We start from the raw sequence: 12,712 nt of genomic DNA, 5'->3' as shown, positions 1-12,712 counted from the left end.
CTAAAAAATCCGGAACTGGTCTAATTCCTAAAATGAAAGGCTTCTTTAAAAGCGATAAATTCCGATACACAGTCGGGGTGTTGCTTTTTGTTTTGGGTGTTTATTTGTTGGTAGCTTTCATTTCATTTTTAATTTACGGTTCAGCTGATCAAAGTAAATTGGATATTTCGTGGCGGGCGCTGATTAAAAATGCCGACATAAAAGTGCAGAATAAGGCAGGTAAAACCGGTGCTTGGTTAAGTGAATTGATTATCAACCGAGGTTTTGGACTTTCATCTTTTCTGTTCGTTTACCTGTTGATTATTTCATCTTTCCAGATTTTCGGAAGATCACTCGTGAAATACGGTCGGTCGGTACTGTATAGTTTTGTCCTGATTTTCTGGATCTCGATTTTCATGGGATTGATACTTTCCGGGTTTGATTCAAGAAGTTTCCTTTACCTGGGAGGGAAGAACGGTCTATTCATGGCCAATTGGTTCAATTCGATGTTTGGCTCAATCGGAACGTTCTTTTTGTTGATGTGTGGTTTGTTCCTGATCATTCTTTTTGGAACCGATAAGTTTATTCCATGGTTACAGAAAATGTTTGCGAGAAAACCGAAAGCGGAGAAAAAAGAACCCGTGTTGAGAGATGAAGATGTAAGAATCGGTGAAATGGTTGAACAGGATGACAGCATTTCGAAAGTTGTAACCGAAAACGATACTGTAGAGACCATTTTTGATCCGGATACGGATGAACTTGAGATTGATGATAAAATAGATGTTTCCGATATCGAGGAACATGTAAAAAGTCAGATGAGCGATTCCGAGAATGAGGATGCGGAAGATGATTTGGAAATGACTGTTGAGAAGATCGAAGAAGAAACAGATGAGGATTATGAACCATCTATCGGGGGTGATCCTTATGATCCGACATTGGATTTGTCGAATTATAAATTTCCATCCGTCGATTTACTCGATGATCATCCTTCGGGAAGCAATGAGGTCAGCAACGAGGAATTAATCTCGAACAAGAACAAGATTGTCGAGACTCTCCGTCATTATAAAATTGAAATCGTAAAAATTCGGGCTACAATCGGACCGACCATTACGTTGTATGAAATTGTTCCGGCTCCTGGTGTACGAATTTCAAAAATTAAGAATTTGGAAGATGATATTGCCTTAAGCTTGGCAGCATTGGGAATTCGTATCATCGCACCAATTCCCGGTCGTGGAACAATAGGTATCGAAGTTCCTAATCAGCAACCGGAAGTTGTTTCGATGCGCTCGATTGTATCATCGAAGAAATTTCAGGAAAGCACGGCCGAGTTACCTGTTGTATTGGGTAAAACTATTTCAAACGAAACGTTCCTGATCGATTTGGCCAAAATGCCCCATATTCTGGTGGCGGGTGCTACAGGTCAGGGGAAATCAGTTGGTTTGAATGCCATTATTTCTTCGCTACTTTATAAGAAGCATCCATCGCAGCTGAAGTTGGTTATGATTGACCCCAAAAAGGTTGAGTTGAGTTTGTATTCGACAATCGAAAAACATTTTCTGGCTAAGTTGCCGGATGATGAAGAGCCGATTATTACTGATATTCAGAAGGTGAAGAACAGTTTGAACTCACTGAATATCGAAATGGATAATCGCTACGACCTGCTAAAAAAAGCGCATGCCCGTAATATAAAAGAGTACAATGCCAAGTTTGTTGATCGGAAACTTAATCCGGAAAAAGGACATCGGTTCCTTCCTTATATTGTTGTAATTATTGATGAGTTCGCCGACTTGATTATGACAGCCGGTAAAGAAATTGAATTACCGATTGCCCGTATTGCACAGTTAGCACGTGCCGTCGGCATTCACATGATCATTGCTACGCAGCGTCCTTCGACCAACATTATTACTGGTGTAATTAAGGCAAACTTTCCAACGCGTATTGCTTTTAAGGTAGCCTCGATGATCGATTCGCGTACCATTTTAGATACGCCGGGGGCCAATCAGTTGATTGGTAAAGGCGATATGTTGATTGCCATGGGAAGCAGTATGACACGCTTGCAATGTGCGTTTGTTGATACACCGGAAGTGGAGCGTATTTGTGAACACATTGCAAATCAACAAGGCTATCCAACAGCATTTCTGTTACCGGAATATGCTGGCGAAGGAGATGGAAATCCCTTGGCTACAGATTTAAATAACCGCGACGAGTTATTTGACGATGCTGCTCGTGTAGTGGTGATGAATCAAATGGGATCGACGTCGATGATTCAACGGAAGTTCTCGATTGGATATAATCGGGCCGGACGTATTATGGATCAACTTGAGGCAGCAGGTATTGTTGGACCAAGTGAAGGTAGTAAAGCCCGTCAGGTGCAGGTTCAGGATGAATATAGTTTGGAACAATTATTGAATAGTTTGTAAAAAGATTTTAAAATGAAAAAATTACTGTCCTTAGTTGGGCTTGTCCTACTTGTTTTTTCCGTGTCAGCACAAGTTGACCAAAAAGCAAAATCAATTTTAGAAAACGTAACCAAGACAACACAGTCTTATTCCTCCATACAAGCCAATTTTGACTATATAATGGAGAATAAGGAAATGGATATTCACGAAGAGAATAAGGGGAATATCATTATGAAAGGCGACAAATACTTGTTGAAACTGTCAGATCTTGGGCTTGAACTTTATTGCAATGGCACCGATGTTTCAACCTTTATGAAAGATGCCAATGAAGTGACAGTTTCTCCTATCGACGCTGAAACGGGCGATATGATGAACCCTTCGAAATTGTTTACCATCTATGAAGAAGGTTTTTCCTATAAGTTTGTAGAGGAGAAAGTTGTTGGAGGTAAAAGTTTGTATATTATTGATTTGTTCCCTGAGACAGATGACATTGAATATACTAAAATTCGAATCCAGATTGACAAGCAAAGCATGTTGATCAGCAAAGCAGAAATGTTTGGCCAGGAAGGGAACGTCTATATCGTTGATGTGAATGACCTTAAAACGGATGTTGATGCTCCCGATTCTATCTTTGATTTTGATAAAGCAAAACATCCGGGAGTTGATGTTGTTGATTTACGCTAAGAACCAGATATTCAGAAATAAAAAAAGGAGCTTTAAAGCTCCTTTTTTTATTTGGTTTGGAATAATGCTATCCCTAAATGTTTTCTTTCTGAGTCAATTTCTCAACAGTTGAAATTTCCATGAAGGTAGAACCTCCACCGATACCGAAACTTCCGCCAACATAAACAATTTGATCTGCTTCTTCAAGCGTACCTTTTCCTGTTAATGCTTTTAGCGAGTTACGAACCATTTTGAATTTGTCTTTCTTGGGTTCAATAACATCAGCGTAAACACCATATGAAAGAGAAAGAATACGAGCAACGTGTGGTTCGTAGCATTGAGCGTAAACTGTTTTAGTTCCGCGGAATGCTGCTAAATAACGCGCTGTTCTACCAGTCTTGGTGTTGGTAACGATAGCTTTGGTTGGTAGCTCGTTTGATGCCTGAATCGCAGCTTCAGCTAAGAATGCAGGAATTTCGTTTTCTACCAAAGGAATTGTAATGTCGTTACGTTTGTCTTTGCTATGTTCAACTTCGTTCGCAATTTTGTTCATGATTTTCACCGCTTCAACAGGGTAGTTACCATAAGCAGTTTCACCACTAAGCATAATTGCATCAGCACGAGAGAAAATTGCGTTGGCAACATCACTAACTTCAGCACGGGTTGGACGTGGGTTATCAATCATAGTATGCAACATTTGCGTTGCCACGATAACTGGTTTTTTACGTTCAACACATTTTTTGATCAAATGACGCTGGATTCCTGGAATCTTTTGTGCTGGGATCTCAATACCCAAGTCACCACGAGCAACCATAACACCATAGGCATGATCTAAAATCTCATCGATGTTGTTCACACCGTCGAGGTTTTCGATTTTAGCAATGATTTTGATCGGGCTGTTGTATTGATCAAGAATTTTTTGAACGTCAATTACATCCTGTGCATTACGAACAAATGAGTGAGCGATAAAGTCAACTCCCAATTCTGCTGAAAACTTGATGAATGATTCATCTTTAGCTGAAATTGAAGGCAAATCAACAGTGAATCCTGGTGTATTCACACTTTTCTTGTTTTTGATTTTACCTTTATTTTCAATGCGGCAAAGTACAAAGTCTGCTTCTCTTTCAACGACAGTCATCTCAGTTTCTCCATCATCGATCAGAATTGTTCCGCCGATTGGAATCTCCAGGTGAATTTTGTCATAAGAAACGCTGAATTTTTGACGACCAGCTTCGCTTTCTTCACGAAGAATACCCGACACTTCAACCATTTCGCCTTCTGCAACAACCAACGGTTCATCAATTCCAAGAGTTCTGATTTCAGGACCTTTGGTATCAACCAAAATGGCAATCTTGTCAGAAACTGAACGAATGTTGTTAATTACAGGGATTGCTGTATCCGGTGTCATGTGAGCGGTGTTCATACGAACAACATTCATTCCGGCATCAAACAGGGTTTTTAGGAACTCAGGATCACATCTTAGATCTGAGATTGTAGCTACGATTTTTGTGTGTTTCATTTCGAACGATATAAATTATGGGGCCTCAAAATTAGATATTTTTATTGAAGCGGAGTAAAACATTTTAATTGGTACGAAAGAATTAACTCAAACGTTAATTTTCAAGAAAACTTTCGATCCCCAATCGGTATGAATCGAGTCCAAATCCCATAATACTGCCCTTACAGGCCGGTCCTATGATCGATTCGTGGCGAAAGCTTTCTCTCGTCAGAATATTTGAAATGTGAACTTCAACAACGGGGGTATTTACTGCTGCGATTGCATCACGGAGCGCAACCGAAGTGTGCGTGTATGCTCCGGCGTTTATAACAATCCCATCATAAGAAAATCCGACCTCATGAATTTTGTTAATCAACTCCCCTTCAACATTAGATTGGTAATATGCTAAATCGATCCCAGAGTATTTAGTAACCAATCCATTGTAATATGTTTCAAAACTAGTTTCACCGTAAATGCCTTTCTCCCTTTTGCCTAACAGATTTAAATTAGGTCCATTGATTAACAATATTTTCATTTTTATTTTATTTTTTTGAAAATTCTAGTAACTTTATGATTCCAGCATCGTATTGAAAATTATGTAATCTTGGGGAAGAAACTATTTTTCAGACGTTTGTCGGAATTATTAAACTCCATAGGGAGTCAAAATTATTTAAATTGTTCTTAGAAAAAAATTAATTTTTTTATTATGAAATGGGAAGATAGTAAAAAAGGTTTTGAGACTTTTTTGAGACTGGAGAAATCACTTTCTCAGAATTCGATTGCTGCGTACATTAATGACATCAATAAGTTGATGGCTTTTCTGGATGAGAGTTTCAAACGCTTAACTCCGGAAAAGGTGAGAATTAATCACTTGCGTAGTTTTATCGAATATATTAACGATCGTGGTGTTAGTCCTCGTACTCAAGCCCGAACAATCTCGGGAATTAAGTCTTTTTTTAAGTATCTGTTAATGGAAGGCAAAATTAACAGCGATCCTACAACTCTATTGGAATCACCTAAAATTGGTCGGAAGCTTCCGGACGTACTTACGATGGAAGAAATTGACCTGATTATTGATGGTGTGGATTTAACCAAAGCGGAAGGGCAGCGAAACAAAGCAATGTTGGAAACTCTTTACAGCTGCGGGTTGCGTGTTTCAGAGCTTGTCAATCTGAAAGTAACAAACTTATTTTTCGATCAGGGCTTTATTAAAGTTGAAGGGAAGTCAGAAAAAGAACGTTTGGTACCTGTAAGTTCTAAAGCTGTTGAGGAAATTACAAAATACACACAGGGATATCGTAAAACGCTTAAAATTAGTCCTGAGAGTGAGAATGTTTTGTTTTTGAACAGAAGAGGAAAGAAATTAAGCCGTGTTATGATTTTTACAATCATTAAAAACCTGGCCGAAAAAGTTGGATTGAATAAGAAGATTAGTCCGCACACATTCCGTCACTCGTTTGCAACACATTTAATTTCAGGTGGAGCAGATTTACGTGCTGTTCAGGAAATGTTAGGGCATGAGTCAATTTTAACGACAGAAATTTATACCCATTTGGACCGTGATTATCTGAAAAATACACTGACACACTTCCATCCGCGTTCATAACGCCATTTGGTGTTCTTCAGTGTTATTTTGAAAGAATACAAATAAAAGTATCACCCGAATTTATGTTTTGTAAGACAGCATTTCTTGAAAATGCTGTCTTATTTTTTTTATAGCTTGCAGTATGTGTTTGATAATGACGCTCGGTTGGTTAATTGTGTACGCCGTAGTTTTATTATCGATAGCATTCAGCACCACTTGTGCTGGGATTATAAATTTCTTTAACTGTTTTACTTATGAGAGATCTTGATTTATCACTTTACGGCATTGAGAATGTCAATGAAGTTGTTTATAACCCTTCTTACGACCTATTATTTGAAGAGGAGATTAAGCCTGAACTGACGGGCTTCGAGAGAGGACAGATCACAGAGTTGGGAGCAGTAAACGTTATGACCGGTATTTTTACCGGACGTTCGCCAAAAGACAAATACATCGTGTATGATGACACGACTAAGGACACGATTTGGTGGACGTCCGATAAAGTAGAAAACGATAATAAACCAACTTCGCCTGAAGTTTGGTCACACCTGAAAGCTTTGGTCGCGAAGCAGCTTTCAGGCAAAAAACTATATGTTGTTGACACTTTTTGTGGCGCGAATCTGGACACTCGGATGAAAGTTCGGTTTGTTGTTGAAGTTGCCTGGCAAGCTCATTTTGTAAAGAACATGTTTATTCGGCCAACCGAAGAAGAGCTGGAAAGTTATGGAGAACCCGACTTTGTTGTACTTACCGGATCTAAAACCAGTAACCCGAATTGGAAAGAGCAAGGCTTGCACTCTGAGAATTTCACCGTTTTCAACTTAACAGAAAAAATGCAGGTGATTGGTGGTACCTGGTATGGTGGCGAAATGAAAAAGGGAATTTTCTCAATGATGAATTATTATTTGCCCTTAAAAGGAATCGCGTCAATGCACTGTTCTGCCAATGTCGGTGCCGATGGTGATACGGCGATCTTTTTTGGACTTTCAGGCACTGGTAAAACTACTTTGTCAACCGACCCACACCGACAATTGGTCGGAGATGATGAGCATGGTTGGGATGATGATGGCGTTTTCAATTTTGAAGGTGGCTGCTATGCAAAGACAATTAAACTTGATAAAGACTCTGAACCGGATATTTATCATGCGATCAAACGGAATGCTTTGCTGGAAAATGTGACAGTTGACGAAAATGGAAAAATTGATTTTAATGATTGCTCAGTTACTCAAAATACACGTGTTTCGTACCCAATCTACCATATAGAGAACATTGTTCGCCCGGTTTCGAAAGCAGGGCCTGCACATAAAGTTATTTTTCTGTCAGCTGATGCTTTTGGTGTTTTACCCCCGGTTTCGAAGCTAACACCGGAACAAACCAAATACCATTTTTTATCTGGTTTTACGGCAAAGCTCGCTGGAACTGAGCGTGGAATAGATGAACCACTACCGACTTTCTCTGCTTGTTTTGGATCGGCATTTTTAAGCCTCCATCCAACGAAGTATGGTGAAGAATTGGTTAAGCGAATGGAACAAAACAATGCGAAGGCCTATTTGGTGAATACCGGATGGAATGGCAGTGGGAAACGTATTTCGATTAAAGATACACGTGCTATTATCGATGCCATTTTAGATGGCTCGATTGAAGAAGCAGAAACCAAGGTTATTCCAATTTTTGATTTGGAGGTACCATTGTCGCTTCACGATTGTAATCCGGCTATTCTGGATCCGAGAGATACCTATCAAAGCGAATCAGTCTGGGAGGAGAAAGCTTTGCACCTCGCAGAACTATTCATCGAAAACTTTAAAGATTACACCGATACCCCGGAAGGCAAAAAACTGGAGGCCGCGGGGCCACACCTTAAGCTGGTAAAATAGAAAAAAGAAAAGCTTCCGAATTCGGAAGCTTTTCTTTTTTATCGTGTAATGTGTATGTCAGATTACATCAGGAAGCTTAACAGGATACCGGCAGCAATTGCAGAACCGATAACACCAGCTACGTTGGGGCCCATTGCGTGCATCAACAAGTAGTTTGTTTTATCGTATTCCAAACCGATAACTTGAGAAACACGCGCACTGTCGGGAACTGCCGATACGCCGGCGTTACCAATTAATGGGTTGATTTTGTTACCTTCTTTCAGGAACAAGTTGATGAATTTTACAAATAACACACCTACTGTTGTTGCAATAACGAAGGACAACGCTCCCAAAAAGAATATTCCGATGGATTTCCAGGTTAAGAAAGTTGTTGCTTGTGTCGAAGCACCTACAGTTAATCCTAGGAGGATGGTTACAATGTCAATCAGAGGTCCTTTTGCAGTATCAGCTAAACGTCTGGTCACACCACTTTCCTTCAGCAGGTTTCCGAAGAATAGCATACCAAGTAGCGGCAAACCACTCGGAACAATAAAGGTTGTAAGCAACATCCCGGAAATAGCGAATATCAGTTTTTCATTCTTCGAAACAGCACGTGGTGGTTTCATTCTGATTACCCGTTCTCTTTTAGATGTCAACAGGCGCATGATCGGAGGTTGAATTACCGGTACCAGGGCCATGTATGAATAGGCAGAGATTGCAATCGCACCCATCAAATCCGGTGCAAGTTTCGAAGAAATAAAGATTGCAGTCGGACCATCAGCACCACCGATGATGCCAATCGCACCAGCTTCAGTCGGACTGAAACCAAGGGCTAATGCAATACAATAAGCACCGAAGATACCGAACTGGGCTGCCGCTCCAATCAGGATCAATTTCGGATTCGATATCAATGCAGAGAAGTCGGTCATTGCTCCAATTCCGAGGAATATAAGAGGTGGATAAACCCCTTGGGCAACCCCGAAATAGAGGTAGTTCAGTACACTTCCGGTTTCGTAGATACCAATCTTAAAACCGGGAGAAAATGCAATATTGCCGACAAGAATACCAAAGCCAATTGGTATTAGCAGCATGGGCTCAAATTCTTTCGCAATTGCAAGGTAAATGAAAAGCAAGCCAACGCAGATCATGATAATGTGACCTACAGTAAGGTTTGCAAATGCAGTAAATGAAAGAAATTGCCCCAGGTGTTCTATAATAAAATCGAAAAAAGATGTATCCATGTTTGATCTCCCTTTTTATTAACCGATGGTAATTAAAATGTCGCCTTCCATGACCGAATCACCTTTTTGTTTGTGGATCGTAATAATCTTACCATCCTTGTCGGCTTCAATGTTATTTTCCATTTTCATAGCTTCCAACATCAATACTTTATCGCCGCGTTTTACCTCGTCACCTTCTTTCACGTAGATTTCGAGAATGGTTCCGGGAAGTGGAGATTTAATATTTCCACCACCTTTGGGAGCAGAAGGACTGCTTGTTTTCGCAACTGATGGGTGTGCGTCAGTCGATGGCACAGCTCTTTGGCGAACAAGTTTAGGAGTTTTTGAAGATTTAATTTCTTTGTCAAGCTCAACAGTATACGATGTTCCGTTGATCTCAATTTCGGCAATATTATCCTCGATATTCAGGATCTCAGCATCATATTTATTGCCGTTTATGGTAAATTTATATTTTTTCATTTTAGCGGTTTAAATGCGTGGATTTTTTCTTAACGTATAAATTTTCGAGCTCCATGGAGAATAGCTGCGAGCGACTTTTTTGATTGTCAAAACAGTGTCCTCATAGTCATGTTGTTCTTCCAGATGAAGGTGCAAAGCCATAGTAATGGCAGCATTGATCTCGCCAGATAGTTGCATCCCCTCGTCTTCTTCTTTTGCTTCGCTACTTGGTACGGTTTTCTTTTTCTTGGTGAAAAGCTTGCCGATCGCCAAATAGACTAAGAACAGAATTGCCAGAGCCAAAAACACAACTGACATGGCTACAACTACCATTCCCACGCCAGCTGGATCGTGCTGAACAAACTTTTCTCCAGCTGTTGCGTGACGACTATGGTCGTTGTCAGAACGTGGAGTCGTTTGCTCGTGAAGAGCCCATTCGTTAGAATCGATTGAAATACGGGCGTAGGAAACGTTTGGTTTTTGTCCGGTAGGAATTTGTAGTTCATCGAGAACTGACTTTCCGTTGGCATCAAAAAGGTAAATCGTTTTTCCTTCCGTCAACTCGAAATTCATATGAAAGACCCCACGAGATGGTTGGTTGTCGGCAAAAAACAAGACAAATCCACGTGGCTGAATTAAGGTTTCAGGTGAATTGGTGGCAATCCAATATTTCTTTGGGTTGTTTTTGTCATCGGTGAGAAAACATCCACCGATATTCACCTTACTATACGAAGAATTCACAATCTCGATCCATCCGCTGCGTTGACCATATTCGTCAATGAAGTTGGATTCATTGTGTACCAGAATCTCATTAAATTTCAGGTCGGATGCCCCTTGCGCTAAAAGCGATTTCCCGGCAACAACCAGCAGTAAAACGATGACCCCGGCAAATAAATGTTTGAATTTTCTTTGCATGATCATGAATTATAGTGGGATATTGGTGTGTTTTTTCGGAGGCATTACATCTTTTTTCGTTGCTAGAGACTGTAACGCGCGAATAATCCGGAAACGTGTGTTACGAGGCTCGATTACATCATCGATATAACCATATTGTGCTGCGTTATATGGATTCGCAAATTTATCTTTGTATTCTTCTTCTGCATCAGCAACGAATTTCACTCTTTCCTGATCATCTTCAATGGCGCGGATTTTTTTGCTTTGAAGAACTTCAATAGCACCTTTAGGTCCCATAACGGCAATTTCTCCGGTTGGCCATGAGTAGTTAATGTCACCGCGAAGGTGTTTCGAACTCATTACACAGTAGGCCCCACCGTACGATTTGCGAAGAATGATAGTTACTTTAGGTACAGTTGCTTCGCCATAAGCAAACAGCAATTTCGCACCGTGTATGATGATACCACCGTATTCCTGAGTTGTACCGGGCAAGAATCCGGGAACGTCAACCAAGGTCACCAATGGAATATTGAAAGCGTCGCAGAAACGTACGAAACGAGCAGCTTTACGAGAGGCGTTAATGTCGAGCACACCAGCCAGATAGTTAGGTTGGTTGGCAACAATCCCCACTGAGATACCATTGAAACGAGCAAAACCAACGACAATGTTTTGTGCGTAGTTACGGTGTACTTCCAGGAATTCGCCATAATCGACAATTGTATGGATGACATCTTTTACATCGTAGGGTTTGTTTGGATTGTCAGGAATAACTTCGTTCAACGAATCATCCAGACGATCGATTGGATCGTCACATTCCGCCAGCGGAGCGTCTTCCAGGTTATTTTGAGGAAGGTAGCTTAGCAATTTGCGAATCAATGAAATACCTTCTTGTTCCGTGTCAGCGATGAAGTGAGATACCCCCGATTTTGATCCGTGTACAGAAGCACCACCTAATTGCGCGTCGGTAACAATTTCGCCGGTTACTGTTTTTACCACTTTCGGTCCGGTTACGAACATGTATGACTGTTCTTTAGTCATCATGATGAAGTCGGTAAGTGCAGGTGAGTAAACAGCACCACCGGCACAAGGTCCGAAAATAGCTGAAATTTGAGGAATAACCCCGGATGCCATGATGTTGCGCTGGAAAATCTCGGTATAACCAGCCAAAGCAGTTACACCTTCCTGAATACGGGCACCTCCCGAGTCATTAATACCAATCAACGGAGCTCCCATTTTTAGGGCCATATCCATTACTTTGCAAATTTTTTGTGCAAAAGTTTCAGAAAGAGATCCTCCAAAAACAGTAAAGTCTTGCGAGAAAACATAGACCAGGCGGCCATCGATTGTTCCCTGTCCGGTTACAACACCATCACCTAAAAACTTATTTTTGTCGATACCGAAGTTTGTACAACGGTGTTTTACAAACATGTCAAACTCTTCGAAACTGCCTTCGTCCAACATCAAGTCGACTCGTTCGCGGGCAGTTAATTTACCTTTTGCATGTTGTGCTTCAATTCTTTTTTCACCACCACCGAGTTTAGCTTCAGCTCTCAGCTCTATGAGTTGTTTTATTTTATCCTTGTTGTTCATTGTAATTCATTCAAAAGTTGGTAGCCAAATAAATTATTCTGCGCAAAGTTCTGTTAGAACGCCCAAAGTTGCTTTGGGGTGCAGAAAACCGATATTCAATCCTTCAGCACCTTTGCGTGAAGTTTTGTCGATAAGAGTTACGCCTTTCTCTGCAACTTCTTCCAGAGCTGCGTCAACATTGTCTACAGCAAAGGCCAGGTGATGAATTCCTTGTCCTTTCTTTTCGATGAATTTTCCAATTGGTCCTTCAGGATCAGTTGATTCGAGTAATTCGATTTTGGTATCGCCAACTTTGAAGAAAGCTGTTTTAACTTTTTGATCTGCTACTTCCTCAACAGAATAACATTTCATTCCCAATACACCTTCGTAATAAGGGATAGCTTCGTCCAGGCTTTTTACAGCGATTCCAATGTGTTCAATGTGAGATATTTTCATTTTAATGAATAATTTATGTAATGATTAAATAGATATATATTGCTTATAAAAACGTCTTCAATTCAAATTTTAAGCCGATGCTCAAAAGATCAAAAGTAGGGATGCGATTAATCCTTTGTATTTAGTTCACTACTAATTAC

General features: G+C 40.4%; 11 protein-coding genes. 4 read left to right on the top strand and 7 right to left on the bottom strand.

Annotated features, from left to right (window positions below; translation table 11 throughout):
• Positions 1–32: 32 nt before the first annotated feature.
• Both GJV22_RS12795 and GJV22_RS12790 read left to right on the top strand, forming a co-directional pair.
• Positions 33–2,399 carry an FtsK/SpoIIIE family DNA translocase gene (locus GJV22_RS12795; protein WP_238480330.1) on the top strand — a complete coding sequence of 789 codons (2,367 nt, stop codon included), beginning with the start codon at positions 33–35 and terminating at the stop codon, positions 2,397–2,399.
• Positions 2,400–2,411: 12 nt separating this feature from the next.
• On the top strand, positions 2,412–3,062 hold the full coding sequence (locus GJV22_RS12790) for a LolA family protein (protein WP_163713979.1): 651 nt from the start codon (positions 2,412–2,414) through the stop codon (positions 3,060–3,062).
• A 73-nt stretch (positions 3,063–3,135) separates the two neighbouring features.
• Here GJV22_RS12790 and pyk read toward each other — a convergent pair whose 3' ends face one another.
• Positions 3,136–4,560, bottom strand: a complete 1,425-nt coding sequence (gene pyk / locus GJV22_RS12785) for a pyruvate kinase (RefSeq protein ID WP_163713977.1) — start codon at positions 4,558–4,560, stop codon at positions 3,136–3,138.
• 94 nt (positions 4,561–4,654) lie between these two features.
• Positions 4,655–5,074 (bottom strand): type II 3-dehydroquinate dehydratase, encoded by a 420-nt coding sequence (gene aroQ, locus GJV22_RS12780; protein WP_163713974.1) that lies wholly within the window; start codon positions 5,072–5,074, stop codon positions 4,655–4,657.
• 171 nt (positions 5,075–5,245) lie between these two features.
• Here aroQ and xerD point away from each other — a divergent pair, with 171 nt between their 5' ends.
• Both xerD and pckA read left to right on the top strand, forming a co-directional pair.
• Positions 5,246–6,145 (top strand): site-specific tyrosine recombinase XerD, encoded by a 900-nt coding sequence (gene xerD, locus GJV22_RS12775; protein WP_163713971.1) that lies wholly within the window; start codon positions 5,246–5,248, stop codon positions 6,143–6,145.
• A gap of 233 nt (positions 6,146–6,378) precedes the next feature.
• On the top strand, positions 6,379–7,995 hold the full coding sequence (gene pckA, locus GJV22_RS12770; RefSeq protein WP_163713968.1) for a phosphoenolpyruvate carboxykinase (ATP): 1,617 nt from the start codon (positions 6,379–6,381) through the stop codon (positions 7,993–7,995).
• Between the two features lie 62 nt (positions 7,996–8,057).
• Here pckA and GJV22_RS12765 read toward each other — a convergent pair whose 3' ends face one another.
• The 5 genes from GJV22_RS12765 to mce are packed head-to-tail and all read right to left on the bottom strand — an operon-like array spanning position 8,058 to position 12,572.
• The gene (locus GJV22_RS12765) at positions 8,058–9,215 is read right to left on the bottom strand and encodes a sodium ion-translocating decarboxylase subunit beta (RefSeq protein WP_163713965.1); all 1,158 of its coding nucleotides are present in this window, start codon (positions 9,213–9,215) and stop codon (positions 8,058–8,060) included.
• An 18-nt stretch (positions 9,216–9,233) separates the two neighbouring features.
• Positions 9,234–9,674: an acetyl-CoA carboxylase biotin carboxyl carrier protein gene (locus GJV22_RS12760; RefSeq protein ID WP_163713963.1), complete on the bottom strand. Its 441-nt coding sequence runs from the start codon at positions 9,672–9,674 to the stop codon at positions 9,234–9,236.
• Between the two features lie 9 nt (positions 9,675–9,683).
• Positions 9,684–10,568, bottom strand: a complete 885-nt coding sequence (locus tag GJV22_RS12755) for an OadG family transporter subunit (protein WP_163713960.1) — start codon at positions 10,566–10,568, stop codon at positions 9,684–9,686.
• Positions 10,569–10,577: 9 nt separating this feature from the next.
• A complete protein-coding gene (locus GJV22_RS12750; RefSeq protein WP_163713957.1) occupies positions 10,578–12,137 on the bottom strand; it encodes an acyl-CoA carboxylase subunit beta in 1,560 nt (519 codons plus the stop codon).
• Between the two features lie 33 nt (positions 12,138–12,170).
• The gene (gene mce, locus GJV22_RS12745) at positions 12,171–12,572 is read right to left on the bottom strand and encodes a methylmalonyl-CoA epimerase (RefSeq protein ID WP_163713953.1); all 402 of its coding nucleotides are present in this window, start codon (positions 12,570–12,572) and stop codon (positions 12,171–12,173) included.
• Positions 12,573–12,712: the final 140 nt, after the last annotated feature.

This window comes from Mangrovibacterium lignilyticum (assembly GCF_010882175.1).
Taxonomy (GTDB): domain Bacteria; phylum Bacteroidota; class Bacteroidia; order Bacteroidales; family Prolixibacteraceae; genus Mangrovibacterium; species Mangrovibacterium lignilyticum.
The sequence above is the reverse complement of the archived record's forward strand: the minus strand, read 5'-3'. Positions and strand labels throughout refer to the sequence as shown.